General features: G+C 35.1%; 12 protein-coding genes, 1 pseudogene and 1 riboswitch. Of the genes and pseudogenes, 10 read left to right on the forward strand and 3 right to left on the reverse strand.

The window, feature by feature from the left end:
- Positions 1–17 precede the first annotated feature (17 nt).
- Entirely contained in the window at positions 18–959 is a 942-nt protein-coding gene (locus tag ACLBWW_RS15240; RefSeq protein ID WP_447614114.1) for a peptidoglycan DD-metalloendopeptidase family protein, read from the forward strand.
- On the opposite strand, the gene ACLBWW_RS15245 is transcribed toward ACLBWW_RS15240, so the two are convergent.
- Positions 916–2,211: an Nramp family divalent metal transporter gene (locus ACLBWW_RS15245; protein ID WP_048543263.1), complete on the reverse strand. Its 1,296-nt coding sequence runs from the start codon at positions 2,209–2,211 to the stop codon at positions 916–918. The two genes, ACLBWW_RS15240 and ACLBWW_RS15245, sit on opposite strands and share 44 nt — an antisense overlap.
- 643 nt (positions 2,212–2,854) lie before the next feature.
- On the opposite strand from ACLBWW_RS15245, the gene trhO reads away from it, so the two are divergent.
- Positions 2,855–3,814 (forward strand): oxygen-dependent tRNA uridine(34) hydroxylase TrhO, encoded by a 960-nt coding sequence (gene trhO, locus ACLBWW_RS15250; RefSeq protein WP_048543262.1) that lies wholly within the window; start codon positions 2,855–2,857, stop codon positions 3,812–3,814.
- Between the two features lie 168 nt (positions 3,815–3,982).
- Here the strand turns inward: trhO and ACLBWW_RS15255 are convergent, their stop codons facing one another.
- Positions 3,983–5,458 carry a hypothetical protein gene (locus ACLBWW_RS15255; protein WP_048543261.1) on the reverse strand — a complete coding sequence of 492 codons (1,476 nt, stop codon included), beginning with the start codon at positions 5,456–5,458 and terminating at the stop codon, positions 3,983–3,985.
- A 175-nt stretch (positions 5,459–5,633) separates the two neighbouring features.
- Between ACLBWW_RS15255 and panE the strand changes: the two genes are divergently transcribed.
- On the forward strand, positions 5,634–6,578 hold the full coding sequence (panE, locus tag ACLBWW_RS15260) for a 2-dehydropantoate 2-reductase (RefSeq protein ID WP_048543260.1): 945 nt from the start codon (positions 5,634–5,636) through the stop codon (positions 6,576–6,578).
- A gap of 53 nt (positions 6,579–6,631) precedes the next feature.
- On the opposite strand, the gene ACLBWW_RS15265 is transcribed toward panE, so the two are convergent.
- Positions 6,632–6,760 (reverse strand): hypothetical protein, encoded by a 129-nt coding sequence (locus ACLBWW_RS15265; protein WP_000031869.1) that lies wholly within the window; start codon positions 6,758–6,760, stop codon positions 6,632–6,634.
- Positions 6,761–6,899: 139 nt separating this feature from the next.
- Positions 6,900–7,046: riboswitch (cyclic di-AMP (ydaO/yuaA leader) on the forward strand.
- Between the two features lie 145 nt (positions 7,047–7,191).
- Between ACLBWW_RS15265 and ACLBWW_RS15270 the strand changes: the two genes are divergently transcribed.
- The 7 genes and pseudogenes from ACLBWW_RS15270 (at position 7,192) to ACLBWW_RS15300 (ending at position 17,850) form a co-directional block, all read left to right on the forward strand.
- Positions 7,192–9,018, forward strand: coding sequence for an APC family permease (locus tag ACLBWW_RS15270; RefSeq protein ID WP_048543259.1), 1,827 nt, complete (start codon positions 7,192–7,194; stop codon positions 9,016–9,018).
- Positions 9,019–9,611: 593 nt separating this feature from the next.
- Positions 9,612–10,772 carry a non-hemolytic enterotoxin NHE subunit A gene (nheA, locus tag ACLBWW_RS15275; RefSeq protein ID WP_048543258.1) on the forward strand — a complete coding sequence of 387 codons (1,161 nt, stop codon included), beginning with the start codon at positions 9,612–9,614 and terminating at the stop codon, positions 10,770–10,772.
- A 31-nt stretch (positions 10,773–10,803) separates the two neighbouring features.
- Positions 10,804–12,012 carry a non-hemolytic enterotoxin NHE subunit B gene (gene nheB / locus ACLBWW_RS15280; RefSeq protein ID WP_048543257.1) on the forward strand — a complete coding sequence of 403 codons (1,209 nt, stop codon included), beginning with the start codon at positions 10,804–10,806 and terminating at the stop codon, positions 12,010–12,012.
- A 107-nt stretch (positions 12,013–12,119) separates the two neighbouring features.
- Positions 12,120–13,199, forward strand: a complete 1,080-nt coding sequence (gene nheC / locus ACLBWW_RS15285; protein WP_447614115.1) for a non-hemolytic enterotoxin NHE subunit C — start codon at positions 12,120–12,122, stop codon at positions 13,197–13,199.
- A gap of 215 nt (positions 13,200–13,414) precedes the next feature.
- Positions 13,415–13,765 (forward strand): annotated as a pseudogene (locus ACLBWW_RS15290) (WXG100 family type VII secretion target); the annotation flags it as partial.
- A gap of 22 nt (positions 13,766–13,787) precedes the next feature.
- The gene (locus tag ACLBWW_RS15295; RefSeq protein ID WP_016088376.1) at positions 13,788–13,994 is read left to right on the forward strand and encodes a bacteriocin immunity protein; all 207 of its coding nucleotides are present in this window, start codon (positions 13,788–13,790) and stop codon (positions 13,992–13,994) included.
- Positions 13,995–14,421: 427 nt separating this feature from the next.
- Positions 14,422–17,850: a DUF4132 domain-containing protein gene (locus tag ACLBWW_RS15300; RefSeq protein WP_098068182.1), complete on the forward strand. Its 3,429-nt coding sequence runs from the start codon at positions 14,422–14,424 to the stop codon at positions 17,848–17,850.
- Positions 17,851–17,854: the final 4 nt, after the last annotated feature.

Raw genomic sequence — 17,854 nt, forward strand, 5'->3', positions numbered from 1 at the left:
GAGAGTGGGAATACAACATGTGTAAGAAATATGTATTAGTAATTTTAATTGCTATTCTAATTGCAGGTTGGAGTGTAGTTTATTTAGCTACAGGTTTTATATCAGTCATTTTTTGGTGGAGTATACAAGCTTTTAGCTTAGTATCAATCTTTATTTTGATAGGATCAGCATTACTATTTGTGTGGAAAGGCATTTTCAGAAAGCGAGTAGATAGAATATTACTCTTCATCGTTCTTTTCTCAATAATTGGAGCTTGGCCTTCAGGATGGTTTGCTAACATAGGGGGACTTGCTTACCCAGCAGATGTACATTCTATGAATCCTAAAGCAGTCGTTCGCTTTCCTTTGAATGAACGAGCATTAGTGGGCTGGGGTGGTGATCGATTAGAAACGAACTATCATGTTATAAAACCAAATGAACGATGGGCATATGATATTCTTATTCCGCCTGCTGAAGTGAAAAGTAGTAAGTTAGAGGATTATGGAATATATGGAGCGAAAGTAATGGCACCAGCTTCAGGAACAGTTGTATCAATCAATAACGATGAAAAAGATTTAGTTCCCGGATCGGATAATTTTGAGTCAATGGCGGGGAATCATATTTATTTGCAACTAGATGAATCAGAGACATTTTTGATTCTTGCCCATTTAAAAAAAGGATCAATTAAAGTGAGGGAAGGCCAACATGTAAATGAAGGAGAGGTACTTGCTCAAGTTGGTAACTCAGGAAATTCAAGTGAGCCGCATTTACATATTCATCATCAAAGGCAGGATCCATCCAAGGTGAGCATATTTCTTTCGGAAGGATTACCACTTTACTTTCGAACTGAAAAAGGTACGATAATGCCAGAAAGAGGTACATACATAAGTGGTAATGAAAAAAGGTATTCCAGTTTTATTGGAATACCTTTTCTCATTACCCTACAAATGTTTGATAAAGTAAGAAAATATTTAAAATGATAACAAGTGCAGCGATGATCCAAGCGATAAAGGTTGTTATGCGGTGATTAACGAGCGCACCCATAATTTTTTTATTGCTTGTAAACATAATAAGTGGCACTAATGCAAAAGCAATACCGAATGATAAGACGACTTGGCTCATGACTAGTGCGTAAGTTGGATTTACACCTAAAGCGATAATAACTAATGGTGGAATCATTGTAATGAAACGTCGTAAATATAACGGAATATGCATTCGAATGAAACCTTGCATAATAATATCACCTGACATTGTACCGACAGACGAGCTAGATAGTCCTGCTGATAAGAGCCCAATTCCAAATAAAGCAGCTGAGACAGGACCGACTAAAGTACTGAACTGGTTAAAAGCAACATCAAGGTCTTCAACATGTAAGCCATTTTTAAAGAATAGTGCGGCAGCAACAATTAACATACTCGCATTGATTGCTCCAGCGATAACCATTGCGATAATGATATCAATAAACTCGAAACGGAAAATTTTTTTCTTTTGTTCATCAGTTGTTCCGATCACGCGGCGTTGTGTCAATGCAGAATGTAAATAGATTGCATGTGGCATAACTGTCGCACCTAATATCCCTGCTGCAAGTAATATACTGTCTACACCTTGGAATTTTGGAATAAATAGTCCTGAAAGAAGGGGACTTAATTCTGGTTTTGCATAAAAAACTTGAATCCCAAATGCTATTACTACGATAAAAATCATCCCTGTAATAATAGCTTCTAGTGGGCGAAATCCTCTGCGTTGAAACTCAAGAATAATAAATGATCCGACTGCTGTAATTAAAGCAGCTGGTAACATCGGAATTCCAAATAATAAATACAATCCGAGTGCTGCCCCGATAAATTCCGCTAAATCTGTAGCCATAATAACGAGTTCACCTTGAATCCATAAGCCAATAGACACAGGTTTTGGAAAGTGTTCGCGAGCGATTTCAGGTAAATTATTTCCCGTAGCAATTCCTAATTTAGCTGATAAAGTTTGAATTAATACTGCCATTAAGTTAGAGGCGAATATAACCCATAATAGTAAATATCCATATTGTGAACCAGCTGCGATATTTGTAGCAAAGTTACCAGGGTCAATATAAGCTACGGATGCGATAAAAGCGGGTCCTAAAAACGGTAACAGTCTTTTCCATCCTTTCGTTTCTCCACTTAAAGCTAAGTGTGCTGATTGAACAGTTGTACTTTGAGAAGGGACTTGTTCATCTTTTGATATATCTTTATTCATAGTAGTTTTCCCCTTTGAAATGTTAACTTGATGAAATTATTGTAAGTATTCTTATTGTTTATTTCAATACATTTAAATGTATGAGATGATATTTTTATCCCGCTTTAATGGGCAGTAAGACCCCCACCTCAAAATTCAGCGAAAGCAAAGAAGTTAGGAGGGGGTCGGGCTGCCCATAAAAGTCCGATTGGTTCAACTAATAATCAGTGGGGGATGAAGAAAACCTCCACTGATTAAAGTTTCACTTTATTTGAACACAAATGTTTCCTTAGTGCAAATTATATGCCTTGCTACAATAGATGGTGTCGTGTTATAAAAAAATGGGAGTTTATGGTGTGATCACATGGGGAAACATAATGAATTAAAGGACTAATTTTGAAATTTATGTGAACATAGAGCCTATATTACAGCATATTAATTGATGGAAATGAAATTGTATGATATATAATATATTGGGATTACAACATAACCATAGTGTTTTGTGATGTAATCTTGTTTTTATTTTCGTTAACTTATAGAAAAAATTGTAAATAGAAGAAAATAGGCTAAGTACAATTTAGTATGTATTTTCTTATTATATATGTTTTGATATGAACGTTAACTTATACATGATTTTAAAATTTAGATAGGTGGTAGAAATAAATTGGCAACTACAAAACCATATAGAGTATTACTATATTACATGTACACAACAATTGAAAATCCAGAAGAATTTGCTGAACAACATTTAGAATTTTGTAAATCACTTGAGTTAAAAGGAAGAATTCTTGTAGCAAAAGAAGGTATTAACGGAACTTGTTCTGGTACTGTAGAACAAACAGAGAAATACATGGAAGCGATGAACAACGATCCACGTTTTGACGGTATCGTATTTAAAATAGATGAAGAAGAGGGGCATGCATTCAAGAAAATGCACGTGCGTCCTCGTCCAGAATTAGTTACACTTCGTCTAGAAGATGACATTAACCCACACGAAGTTACTGGTAAGTATTTAGAGCCAAAAGATTTTTATGAAGCAATGAAACAAGAAGATACAGTTATCATTGATGCACGAAATGATTATGAATTTGATTTAGGTCACTTCAAAGGCGCAATTAAACCTGATATCGAATCATTCCGTGAATTACCAGATTGGATTCGCGAAAATAAAGAAGTACTTGAAGGCAAAAAGATTTTAACTTATTGTACAGGCGGAATTCGTTGTGAGAAGTTTTCTGGTTGGTTAGTTCGTGAAGGTTACGAAGATGTAGGTCAGCTTCACGGCGGTATTGTAACGTACGGAAAAGACCCAGAAGTACAAGGTGAGCTTTGGGATGGACAATGTTACGTGTTCGATGAGCGTATCTCTGTACCAGTAAACCAAAAAGAGCATGTTATCGTTGGTAAAGACCACTTTACAGGTGAACCTTGTGAGCGCTATGTAAACTGTGCAAATCCAGAATGTAATAAGAAAATTTTATGTTCTGAAGAAAACGAAGCGAAACATTTACGTGCATGTTCTCATGAATGTCGTGTACACCCACGTAATCGTTATATCGTTCAACACGAATTATCTGAAGAGCAAGTAGCTGCTGCATTAGAGAAAATCGAAGCAGGGAAGTAAGCTAAATTATTGTAATAAAAAAGTACTCCAAATTTTATTTTGGAGTACTTTTTTTACTATGTGTTTTTTATCAGTTTTTGTCGGTAAGTCGATATATCTTAAAAATCGCTGATAAAAATTTCATTCACTGAAATGCTCTACGTATTTGTAATTTGAAAATCACCCTTTTTAATGTTTATCATCTTTCTCTTTAACAGCAGAAAGTACAGTTTGTTTTACCCATGATTTTCTTCGTTTATATTGTAGACTCCATTGGTATAAACTTTGCGCACCTAAAATAAGTGAAATGACTATGCCGCTAATTGCTATTAAAAGCGCGAAAAATTCAAGTGGCGACGAGATTTTGTTTGAATCGGTGTTTCTTAAAAGATCAATCATAGTAAACCCTAACATTTGGCCTACTACAGAGTAGAGCGTTAAAATTAATAATAATAGACTATCTTTTTTAGAGGCGACATTTTCTTGATATTTAAACAAACTGTCAAGATTTTGTTTTGCATTCGAGTATAGTACCTCAATATTAAATAGTTTTCTTAAGCGGAAGAAAATATCTTCACTCTGTGATTGGGATACTAACTCTAAAGAAAAGTAATTTGCTGTAAATGAATTGATTGAATAAATTAATTGCTCTATTTCATTTGTATCTTGTTCAATGTTTAGTTCAGCATAAGCGTTGGCCATCTTTAATAAAACAACTTTATGAAATAAGTTTAATAATAAAGCGTAATAAAACTCCCCGTACATTTGACTAGCAAGTTTAGCGATTGCTTGTTCACCTTCATTTGTTATACATGTAAAAATATGTTCTTCCATAACAAAGTAGCGATTAGGAGCCCATCTTTGATAAGAATGTTTTATTAAATAATCTTGAATATAAGGAACATTATTTGCGCTAATATACGGCTTACCATCGTCTGTTAATCCGGAAAGGCTGGAAGTACGATAAACATCCACTTTATTCAGGTCCATATCTTCTTTTATAGATAATAACGTTTGTACATACATTCTTTGGTCTTCAAAGAAAGGAAAGGTTTGAAAGTAAGAGCTCCGCAATCTCTTTTTCTCAAAGAAGTCTGTTACACCATGAAATAAATCACCGAATATAAGTTTTTCCACTTGTGAGTATTGTTTTCCGTTACATTCAATACAAATAGTCTCGTTTGTATCATTCTTAGTCTCGAGTACACGGAAGCGGGCGGCGAATTCGATTGCTTCTGATAATGTCATGTTTGGAGCGGTTTCTACTTCTGTCCGAATTGTTAAGAAGCCAAGCTCATACGGGCAAAGTGTTACATCAATAGAATGAATCTTGAATGGAACAGAAATCAAATTTGTTGTTAAATGTCCAGTTAAGTTAAGGTCTTTAGAATAGCGTTGTAATCCTTTTTGATGCTCTGAGTGAGGAAATAGAATTTTATTTGTAAATGAAAGATAGTACGCTTCCATATTTTGATGTGAAACTTGAAACTTTCCGTAGTATGTATTTTCATTTTCAAGATGATCGAGTCGAAAAGGGCGGAAATCATTTTTCTGTAAGAAAGGGAACATATTTTGTTCATATCCGGTTTTAAAAGAAAAAGGGAATATAAATTGAAATATAGCTGTTGTTACATCTTTTTCCTCGATTGTTTGTATTGCCTCCATTTACATTGTTTCCTTTCCATATATGCTATAAAAACAACATACCCAAATTTATTTGAAAATAACCACTGTTTTATACTCGATTAAGAATGAAAATTCAGCTTATTTAGTAGGGGACATGTATAATGTTATGTATATTAAATATTATAAAATTGTATTTTGAAAAGGGGGATGTTGTATGCGTATTTTAGTATTAGGAGCTGGTGGCGTCGGAGGCTTTTTTGGAGGTCGATTAGTCGAAAAAGGAGAAGATGTTACGTTTCTTGTCCGCAGTAAAAGAAAACAGCAATTAGAGGAAAAGGGACTTGTTATTCGTAGTGTTAACGGGGATTTTTCCTTCCAACCGAAATTAATAACGAAAGAAGATCGAACTTCTCCATTTGACGTTATTTTATTTTCAACAAAAGCGTATCACTTAAACGAGGCGATTCAAGATTTGAAGCCGTTTGTAGGTGAAAATACTGTCATCATTCCACTGTTAAATGGTATTGCTCATTTATCACTATTACAAAAAGAATTCGGCGTGGAAAAAGTAATTGGCGGTTTATGCTTTATCGAGACGACGTTAAACGATCAAGGAGAGATTGTACAAACGAGTGTTGCCAACAGACTTGTCTTTGGAGAAATGAAGTCTCAAGATTCAGAGAGAATAAAGCATATTTCTAAAGCATTTGCAGGTACGAAATCTAGTTTTGTTTTAAGTGAAAATATTATGCAAGATATGTGGCATAAATATTTATTTATTACTGTAATGTCGGGTGTGACGACATTAATGCGTGCACCGATAGGACCGATTCGCGAAAGTGAAGGTGGACGCGATTTTATCCAAAACTTATTTGAAGAATGTGTGCAAATCATGAGATCTATGAAAGCTCCAGTTAAGGATGGAATTGCCCAAGAACATATGAAAACAATCGATAAAATTTCGTATGATATGAAGTCATCGATGCAGCGTGATATGGAAAAAGGTTCGTTCATTGAAGGCGAGCACTTACAAGGATACTTACTAGATGTAGCGGAACAATTTTCTATAGAAGCACCATTATTAGGGGCAGTATATCAAAATTTGAAAGTGTATGAAGAAATGACCTTTCACAGATCAGCAATACAATTGGATGTATGAAAAATAAAAAAGAAAGCAATATATAAGTGTATTGCTTTCTTTTTTATGACAAATTATTTATTTCTTTTCGTTCTATCTGTCAAATTTATTTCCTGTTCACGTTTACCGTATAATTGATTAATTTCATTTGCTAATGCATCTAAATAGGAATCGGAAAAAATAGGCTTCTTTTCTTTAGACATATGAGTCTCCTTTATCGATTTTTTAGTATTCATTATGTATATTTACCAGCGGATTATGCGCAATCATTTAAATTTTTTCTTTTTAAAAATTTTTGTTTACATTTTGAAAATAAAGGAGTATTATAATCCACAGTTTCAATTTTCTAAATCGCTGAAACCGCATGGTGCGGGGGACCCGTTCTTATGGATTAGTACTTAATCCAATGGGGTGAATCCTTGAAAAAGGTAGGGCTACTCATAGGCCCGAATCCGACAGCTAACCTCGTAAGCGTTATATTGAGAAGGAAGGTGGAGCTTGTGCGACAAAAAAAAATAATGTCTACAAGTCTATTTCGTTATGGCTTGTAGACATTTTTTGTTTTCTGAAGAAATCGTTTACCCGCTGTAACTAGCAGAAAAGTTCGTACAAAATTATTGGAGAGTGGACAGCAGTGGTTTCATCAATCAAAAGGTTTTTAATTGGAAGGCCGTTAAAATCAACTGAGTTAGGAGAGCAAAAGCTTAATAAAACGAAGGCGTTAGCTATTTTATCTTCTGACGCATTGTCATCGGTTGCATACGGACCAGAGCAAATATTAATCGCACTAGCAGGCCTAGGAGCAGTAGCTTATTGGTATTCTATTCCTATCGCTGTTGGGGTATTAGTATTATTGACAGCCCTTATTTTATCTTATCGACAAATTATTTTTGCTTATCCGCACGGCGGTGGCGCATACGTAGTATCAAAAGAAAATTTAGGGATGAATCCAGGGCTAATAGCTGGAGGATCTTTATTAGTTGATTATATTTTAACTGTTGCAGTAAGTGTATCAGCAGGTACAGATGCGCTTACATCAGCTTTCCCTAGTTTACATGCACATAATGTAATCATTGCGATTATATTTGTTATATTGATTACTATTTTAAATTTAAGAGGGGTAACGGAATCAGCTTCCGTTTTAGCATATCCTGTTTATTTATTCGTTTTAGCACTCTTTATATTAATTGGTGTAGGTATTTATAATATTATAACTGGTCAAGTTTCACCGACATTACATTCACCGATTGGAACACCAGTTGCAGGAATTAGTTTATTTTTACTGTTACGAGCATTTGCTTCAGGAAGCTCTGCTTTAACGGGTGTTGAGGCAATATCTAACGCAATTCCAAACTTTAAGGATCCTGCACCTAACAATGCAGCGAAAACATTGCTCGCAATGGGGGCATTACTTGCAGTTTTATTTTCAGGAATTGTTTTCTTAGCTTATTATTACGGAATTAATCCAAGTAAGGAAGTAACAGTTGTTTCACAAATTGCTGAACAAACTTTTGGACGTAATTTCATGTACTATTTTATACAGGGTACAACTGCTTTAATATTAATTCTTGCTGCTAACACAGGGTATTCTGCATTCCCGCTATTAGCAGTTAACCTTGCAAAAGACAAATTCATACCGAGAATGTTTACGATTAGAGGAGACCGCCTAGGTTACTCAAACGGTATTATTATACTTGGAATTGCTTCGATTATTTTAATTGTAGCTTTCCAAGGGCAAACAGAACATTTAATTCCGTTATATGCAGTAGGTGTATTTATTCCGTTTACACTCTCTCAAACGGGGATGGTATTAAAATGGCTTCGTGACAAACCTGAAGGATGGGCTTTGAGATTAACGGTCAATTTAGTTGGTGCAGTCATTAGTTTTATTGTAATGAGTATGTTCTTTTTAACTAAGTTCGCACAAGTTTGGTCAATCCTTATTTTCTTACCTGCCATCATCTTCTTGTTCCATAGAATTAAGAAGCATTACGATGCAGTGGGTGATCAATTAAGTTTAAAAACTTGTGAGCCACTTGTTCCAATTGAGGGAAATGTAATTGTTGTTCCTGTAGCTGGTATGACGCATGTAGTAGAAAATTCATTGAACTATGCGAAGGCTCTTTCGGCAGATCAAGTTATTGCTGTATATGTTGCTTTTGACAGAGAAGAGGAAAAGAAATTTGAAGAGAAATGGAAGAAGTGGCAACCTGAAGTAAGGCTTGTTACCTTACATTCTCATTATAGAAGTATTATTCAGCCGCTAACAAAGTTTATTGATACAGTACAATATAAAGCGAGTGAGTCAAATTACCGAGTTACTGTCGTTATACCACAGTTCATTCCGAAAAAAGGTTGGCATAACATTCTTCATAATCAGTCTAGTTTACTCATTCGTGCGTATTTACTCTATAAAAGAAATGTTGTTATTACGACAGTTCCATATCATTTGAAAAAGTAAGAAGATTTTTTAAGGATAGCTTTACGAAAGTGAAGCTATCCTTTTTGTGTATACACTATGCATAATTGCATATGGGTCTAAAAGATATATCAATATAATTTTTGCATCTATGAATAAGTAGAGACTTTTGTTGTGATATATGGATATTTCAATTGGGAAAGTGAAGTGGATTATATTTTGAAATAAGGACAGGAAAGCTTGGAAATAAAGGGAATGAAAATACTTCTTTACGTTATATAAATAGCTGTGTTTAAATGACCTTACAGTACAAAACTTACATGAAAACAAAACGGAATTTCATATTTACGTACGTTATTTAGTTTAAAATGAATAATATTTTTATGTAATATATTCACTGTGTGAATGTGAGAATGGTTATAAAATAGAAATTTTATACAATATTATTCATACTAATCATATATGAAATGTTTTATAACAATAAGTAAGTACTGTAGCAATAAAGGTTGGGAGAGGTGGTTCGTACATGGATCGCGGTGAGAACGTTCTCTATTTTAACCATCTCAAACTATATGCAAGAAAATAGAATGATAAAATGCGATAGTAATAGTTGCTAATACATAGGAGGAGTTAAAGTGAAAAAGACTTTAATTACAGGGTTATTGGTTACAGCAGTATCTACGAGTTGTTTTATTCCTGTAAGCGCTTACGCTAAGGAAGGGCAAACAGAAGTGAAAACAGTATATGCACAAAATGTAATTGCTCCAAATACATTATCCAATTCAATTAGAATGTTAGGATCACAGTCACCGCTTATACAAGCATATGGACTAGTGATTTTACAGCAGCCAGACATTAAGGTGAATGCGATGAGTAGTTTGACGAATCATCAAAAGTTTGCAAAGGCAAATGTAAGAGAGTGGATTGATGAATATAATCCGAAGCTAATCGACTTAAATCAAGAGATGATGAGATATAGTACTAGATTTAATAGTTATTATAGTAAGCTCTATGAACTAGCAGGAAACGTCAATGAAGATGAACAGGCAAAAGCAGATTTTACAAATGCATATGGAAAATTACAATTGCAAGTACAAAGCATCCAAGAGAGTATGGAGCAAGATTTATTAGAGTTAAATCGATTTAAAACGGTATTAGACAAAGATAGTAGCAACTTATCACTTAAAGCTGATGAAGCAATAAAAACACTGCAAGGATCAAGTGGAGATATTGTGAAATTAAGAGAAGATATTAAAAGAATTCAAGGAGAAATCCAAGCGGAATTAACGACTATTTTGAATAGACCTCAAGAAATTATTAAAGGTTCTATTAATATCGGTAAACAAGTATTTACAATTACAAATCAAACTGCGCAAACGAAAACAATTGATTTCGTTTCTATCGGTACTTTAAGTAATGAAATTGTAAATGCTGCAGATAGTCAAACGAGAGAAGCGGCTCTTCGTATTCAGCAAAAGCAAAAAGAGCTATTACCACTTATTCAAAAGTTATCACAAACTGAAGCAGAGGCGACTCAAATTACGTTTGTTGAAGATCAAGTAAGTAGCTTTACAGAACTAATTAATCGCCAAATTTCAACTTTAGAAACGCTAATAACGGATTGGAAAGTTTTAAACAGTAATATGATCCAAATTCAAAAGAATGTTGAAGAAGGCACGTATACAGACAGTAGTTTACTTCAAAAACATTTCAATCAAATTAAAAAAGTAAGTGATGAAATGAATAAACAAACGAATCAATTTGAAGATTATGTTACAAACGTTGAAGTACATTAAAAATAAGTAACGATATAGGGAGAGAAGAAAAATGACAAAAAAACCTTATAAAGTAATGGCTCTATCAGCACTTATGGCAGTATTTGCAGCAGGAAATATCATGCCAGCTCATACGTATGCAGCTGAAAGTATAGTGAAACAAGCTCCAATTCATGCGGTAGCAAAAGCTTATAATGACTATGAAGAATACTCATTAGGACCAGAAGGCCTAAAAGATGCAATGGAAAGAACAGGTTCAAATGCTTTAGTAATGGATCTGTACGCTTTAACAATTATTAAACAAGGGAATGTTAATTTTGGTAATGTATCCTCTGTTGATGCGGCTCTAAAAGGGAAAGTGATTCAGCACCAGGATACAGCTAGAGGAAATGCGAAACAATGGTTAGATGTATTAAAGCCGCAGCTTATTTCAACGAATCAAAATATCATTAACTACAATACGAAATTCCAAAACTATTATGATACGTTAGTTGCTGCGGTGGATTCGAAGGATAAAGCGACTCTTACGAAAGGGTTAACTAGATTATCAAGTAGTATTAATGAAAATAAAGCGCAAGTAGATCAGTTAGTAGAAGACTTAAAAAAATTCCGAAACAAAATGACGTCCGATACGCAAAACTTCAAAGGTGATGCAAATCAAATTACATCTATATTAGCAAGTCAAGATGCTGGGATTCCGCTTCTGCAAAATCAAATTACAACGTACAATGAAGCAATTAGTAAATATAATGCAATTATTATCGGTTCATCTGTTGCAACAGCACTAGGACCAATTGCAATTATCGGAGGTGCAGTAGTTATTGCTACAGGTGCAGGAACGCCGCTAGGAGTCGCATTAATTGCAGGTGGTGCCGCAGCTGTAGGCGGTGGTACAGCTGGAATCGTATTAGCGAAGAAAGAACTTGATAATGCACAAGCTGAAATTCAAAAAATAACAGGACAAGTTACAACTGCTCAATTAGAAGTAGCTGGGTTAACGAACATTAAAACACAAACGGAGTATTTAACAAATACAATTGATACTGCAATTACAGCGTTGCAAAACATTTCAAACCAATGGTACACAATGGGATCAAAATACAATTCTTTACTTCAAAATGTAGATTCAATTAGTCCAAACGACCTTGTGTTCATTAAAGAAGATTTAAACATTGCGAAAGATAGCTGGAAAAACATTAAAGACTATGCAGAAAAGATTTATGCTGAAGATATTAAAGTAGTAGATACGAAAAAAGCATAATCGGATACGAATCGTTAGAGCGTTAAGTATTGATGAGTGATTTGAAGCTCCTGTTCAGTTGTGAGCAGGAGCTTTTCATACCCTTATAAAGAAAATAGGTGAAAAGTATGCAGAAACGATTTTATAAAAAATGTCTTTTAACGTTAATGATTGTTGGAGTGGCAACGAGTAACGCATTTCCTTTACATCCTTTTGCTGCAGAACAAAACGTAAAAGCATTGCAAGAAAATGCGAAAAATTATTCTCTAGGGCCAGCTGGATTCCAAGATGTTATGGCCCAAACGACATCGAGCATATTCGCAATGGATTCATATGCAAAATTAATTCAAAATCAGCAAGAAACTGATTTAAGTAAAATAAGTTCCATTAATAGTGAGTTTAAAGGAAATATGATTCAGCACCAAAGAGATGCAAAAACTAATGCAACGTATTGGTTAAATTATATGAAGCCTCAAATTATGAAAACAGATCAAAATATTATTAATTACAATAATACTTTTCAAGCGTATTATAATAGCATGCTAATAGCGATTGATCAAAAGGATAGCGGAAAATTAAAAGCGGATTTAGAAAAGTTGTATGCAGATATTGTAAAGAATCAAAATGAGGTAGATGTATTACTAAGTAATTTGAAAGCTTTTCGCGATAGAATGGCGAAAGACACAAATAGTTTTAAAGAAGATACAAATCAATTAACAGCGATATTGGCAAGTACGAATGCTGGCATTCCAGCTCTAGAGCAACAAATAAATACATATAACGATTCAATAAAAAAGAGTAATGATATGGTCATTGCTGGTGGTGTACTTTGCGTAGCGTTAATAACATGTCTTGCTGGCGGACCGATGATTGCCATTGCGAAAAAAGATATCGCAAATGCAGAAAGAGAAATAGCCAATTTAAAAGATAGAATTTCTGGCGCACAAGCAGAAGTTGCAATTTTGACTGATGTGAAAAATAAAACAACAAACATGACAGAAACAATTGATGCAGCAATTACAGCACTGCAAAATATATCAAATCAATGGTATACGGTAGGGGCAAAATACAATAATTTACTACAAAACGTAAAAGGAATCAGTCCTGAAGAATTCACCTTCATAAAAGAAGATTTAAATACAGCAAAAGATAGCTGGAAAGACGTAAAAGATTATACAGAAAAATTGCATGAGGGCGTGGCGAAGTAAACAGTGGACTAGTTCCACTGTTTATTTTTTATTGCGTTTTTTGTGAGAGCTGAGCTTGTAATTATATATAAGTTTGTCATGTGTTTTATCAATGTAGCTTTGCGGTAATATTTCTGCATGAATAAAAAAACGCCTATGTTCAAGGAGGGTATTTTTTACCCAAACCCCCGAAACAGGAGAACTAGCTTAATTCATTAGAATGTTATACATCATAGAAGTTAATGTATAATGATGGTGATATTGGTATTATTCTGCAAGAAGTTAGAGACAAATTAGTCGGAAAAGAATTTAAATCATTTGATGATTTTAGAGAGGAATTTTGGAAAACACTTGCTGATTCAAGTTATGCTGGAGAATTTAGTCCTATGGATATAAAACTTATGTAAAAAGGTAAGGCTCCTTACTCACCAAGAACGGAACATTATGGTAACCATAATAAATATATATTGCATCATAAACAGTCTATTGATAAAGGTGGAGATGTCTATAATCTAATGATTGTATCTCCTAAAATGCATCAAAATGTTTTAGATCCCGCATACTATTTCGGGAACAAAGGGTTATAAATTAAATGAAAGGATGAAAAATTTGATATGTAAATTGACGAAAACAGAACTGCTTGAGCTTGTAAAAAAAATTTATGATCTTGATTTACCTGAGGATGAACACAGTAACTATGTTCATCAATTTAATAACTCTGGTGTACCTCACCCTGCTCCAAGTGATTTGATTTTTTGGAATGATGAAGAATTGACTCCCGAAGAAGTAGTAGAAATAACATGGAATTACAAATAAAAACAAAAGTGGGATAAAACAGCTCCTTTATGAGCCTGTATTATAACCAGAAAATCTATTTAAGATAGCTTTGCATATCCCCGGGGTACAGTTCAAGACGCTATAATTGGCGTCTTTTTTATTCATTAAATTACGTTTGAATCCAGTGCTCGAATTTTTTGCCAAAATCCTAAGTCTAATACATATCATAAAAACATTCAGTACTTACTTTGTTTATGTCTAAACCAAATTTTCAATGATTGTTTTAAATAAATATGAAGTTTTTAAAAGAAACGTACGTTCTTATTTAGGTTGATATGATATACTAATAATGTAAATATATTCCGTATTTTCTGTATCTGAAATTTCAGACATACGAGAGAATGGCTATTATCATATATAAATGATATAACGATGAATTTATAAAAGAACTAGGGAGGCAGAGAAGATGGCAGTCAGTACATATCAGTTGTTTCAACATCTTAATATAACAGGGGAACAAGAAGAATTAGCGTTACGTTACTTGCAGACGAGAGATGAAGAAGTTTTAAAACATATAGAACAAACGACGATTCGTGACAATAAGCGTAGTGATTTTGCTTGGCAGTTTATGAGTGATTTTAGGAAAGCGTATAAGCAAGACGCAGGGTTTTTTCGGTTATTTTATTACTTGCTTGAAGATCAACTGTTGAACGTTCTTCTCGTGCGCTTTTCATATATGAGTTTTCCTGATATAAAAGTTTATTTTGAAAAAAGCGGTCTTTCATTTGATATTCTTGTAGAATTGGCGTGTAAGTATTTAACGAATCTTTCCCGTTCTGTAAATGAAGCAGATGTTTTTCTTAGAGAATTAATAAGGGAGAATCCAAAGTACATAGAAGAGCAGTTACAAGTTATAACAGGTCGACCAAAGATGGTTTTGCTTCTGCATATGCTAGATGCAGATTATGAGAGATTTCTTACGTACAGTTCTTTATTGGAGGAAGAACTGCAAGAGCATGCGGAGTTTATATTGAAGCTGGACGGGGCACAAGAAAAGATAGAATTGGCGAAAAGATACGTTCAAGGTGAATCTGTTAGTGAAGTTTCTGTTGGCTCATCTTTACCTGATGTGACCTGGCAGCTAGTATTTCGTGTTTATCAGCATTCAAATGTGGCAAGACGATATATTGACTTGTTAGCGAAACGTTCTGTTAAAAACTTTATGGATTATGCAACGAATCATGTGTGTCGTGTTCTTGATCAGTTTGGAAATCATGTAAGAACAAGGGATTTTGATAAACAAGCTTATGAAACTATTCGAAACTTGTGCGAACAATTCAGTGTTTCAGAGGAAAGATTTTTCGCATATCGTCTTACACGACGTCATTTAGGTGTCGTTAACTCCGACAAAGTATATGAATATCAATTATTGCTTCGGATGGTGGAAGAGCAGCCAGAATTTGTTCAGCGTACGCTGCAATATTTAAGTCAAATTCATTATCTTTTCGTGGCGATGCTTTTGGCGGAAAAAGGATACGAATTCAATCGAAACAGAGTACGTGAAGAATTTTTAGCGATTGCCCTTGAGTCGGAATCATCTGACATACGTGATACATATCGTGACTATTTAGTTGGGGAATTATCATTTGAAGATATGAAGCAAGTGCTCGAGAGTTCGAAGCAGCAAAATCATTACCGGGGAATGTCTGTTTTAGCAATTGCACTCCTTTGGGATATAGAGGAAGCAGTAAAGAGGGAAGCAGCGCTCAAACTTCAATTTGGAAATGACTATAATTATAAATTATATGAACTTCTGCACCGGTGTTCTCATAAGGAAGGTTCGTTGGAACAAATGTTGGAAGATCTTCTATCCTACGGTTTATCGAAGGAGAAACTTGTTTATTATTCAGTTAAACAAGCTGCTCGGCACAGTGAGGAGGAAAATAAGGCGAAAGAAGCACTCGTTCGTTTATTTGTAAAAGAACAGGCATATGTGACAGAGACATTTACTGAGTATTCTGCAGATGAACGAATTTTCATTTTGGATGAGTTGGCAAAGAATGATACAGTTAAAACGCGTTCTATTCTTATTCAAAGTCTTGGAGATTCCTCTAAAAAAGTACGTGCTGCCGCAGTCGAGTTTCTTACAAAAGATGTGGAAGCTGCAGAGGATGTAGCGAAGGAATTGAATAGTAGAAAGAAAGTCGTACGCGAAAATGTAATGCAAACACTTTTATATTTTAAGTCTGAAAAATATACACAACTTGTGCAAGAAGCTTTGCAAGAAAAGAAAAATGCTTCCTTGATGGAGAAGTTTGCTCCGCTGCTTGGCGATGAAGACCTAGAAGGAGTATCAGGAAGTATCGAAGCTTTTTGTACACGTATTTTAACACCACAAAAAAGAAACGCACTCGTGCAGTGGCTCGGATTTGAACCGCAAATTCGTCTTCGTGATTCCGATGTAATTGCAGATGCAACGCTTCCGCTTGCTTATTTTCAGCAGTATGTATCGGAGGCTGTAATTGAGAAAAAGGAAGCGGTGGAAGTGATAGGTGCAGCTTTAAATGAACAAGATTTGAAAGAAAATATACAAGCGATCTATCAGCTGTGGATTTCTCAAGGAGCGGAGGCGAAAAAGCGCGGTATTCTTTCGATGTATAGCATTCATAGTGATGATGAAATGGCGCTGCTGCTCAAAAAGCAGATTGATGAGTGGGCTGTTGGCATGCGCGGAGCTATCGCTGCAGCAGCTGTTCAGGCGTTGGCGTTGTCTTCGTCACATCTTGCACTTATGACGATTAATACTATAGCGTTCAAATATAAACATAAACAGGTGCGTAATGCTGCGAAAGAAGCGTTGAGTCTCGCTGCTAAAACACGTGGTATAACAGAAGAAGAACTAGAGGATCAGCTTGTTCCGGACCTTGGTTTTAATAAACGCGGTGAAAAAACAATTGATTACGGAAGTAGGATGTTTACTGCCTATTTAACGCCCAACCTGAAAATCGAGTTAAAAACAGAAGAAGGAAAACGAATAAAGTCGCTTCCGAAACCAAATGCAAAAGATCATGTGGAAAAAGCAGAAGAGGCTAAGGTGGAGTTATCATCTATAAAGAAACAGCTTCGAAGTATCATTAGTATGCAAACGCAACGTCTTGAAATGGCACTTTCTCTTAATCGTTATTGGTCGCAACATACATGGAAGTCTTTGTTTGTGGAAAATCCAATTATGCAGCAATTTGCTATCTCACTTATTTGGGGCGAGTATAAGGAAGGAAAGTTGCTTGCGACGTTTCGTTATATGGAAGACGGCACATTCAATACGGTTGACGAAGAAGAGCATGAACTTACGCCAGACACTGTTATCGGTCTGATCCATCCGCTAGAATTGTCCAAAGAGGAAAGAGAATTATGGAAGGAACAACTAGAAGATTATGAGGTTATCCAACCATTCCCGCAGATTGTTCGCGAAGTATTTCTGACGGCGGAAGATGAGAAAGTAACTGTGGAAAGGTTTGGGGGCATTCAAATCAATGGTCGGTCGCTGTTTGGTAAGTTAACGAAGTACGGTTGGAATCGCGGATCAGTTGAAGATGCTGGTGTGTATTATTCTTTCTATAAAGAAGACGCTCGCACAGGGTTAGGGGCGGAGCTTGCATTTGAAGGTGCACCTGTTGGATATGAAGAAGAGGACGATGTATGCTTATTTGAACTTCAATTTTATAAAGCAGGCACAGTGAGCCGCGGTTCATACTCCTATGACGAAGTTGATGATGCAAGACGCATTGTGCCAAATCAAGTACCTAAACGATTTTTTAGCGAAATTTTATATGATATAAAACGGACGACAGAATCGAATCTTGGCCATGATGAAAACTGGCGCAGTAAGCGATAAGAAA

The organism is Bacillus sp. M5A3_1b (assembly GCF_053345335.1).

Bases quoted from the DNA above. Each gene is read 5' to 3' on its own strand.
- ACLBWW_RS15300 (WP_098068182.1), top strand. From the start codon at position 14,422: ATGGCAGTCAGTACATATCAGTTGTTTCAACATCTTAATATAACAGGG.
- ACLBWW_RS15265 (WP_000031869.1), bottom strand. From the start codon at position 6,760: ATGTCTAAAGAAAAGAAGCCTATTTTTTCCGATTCCTATTTAGATGCA.
- nheB (WP_048543257.1), top strand. From the start codon at position 10,804: ATGACAAAAAAACCTTATAAAGTAATGGCTCTATCAGCACTTATGGCA.
- ACLBWW_RS15245 (WP_048543263.1), bottom strand. From the start codon at position 2,211: ATGAATAAAGATATATCAAAAGATGAACAAGTCCCTTCTCAAAGTACA.
- ACLBWW_RS15255 (WP_048543261.1), bottom strand. From the start codon at position 5,458: ATGGAGGCAATACAAACAATCGAGGAAAAAGATGTAACAACAGCTATA.
- nheC (WP_447614115.1), top strand. From the start codon at position 12,120: ATGCAGAAACGATTTTATAAAAAATGTCTTTTAACGTTAATGATTGTT.
- ACLBWW_RS15240 (WP_447614114.1), top strand. From the start codon at position 18: ATGTGTAAGAAATATGTATTAGTAATTTTAATTGCTATTCTAATTGCA.
- panE (WP_048543260.1), top strand. From the start codon at position 5,634: ATGCGTATTTTAGTATTAGGAGCTGGTGGCGTCGGAGGCTTTTTTGGA.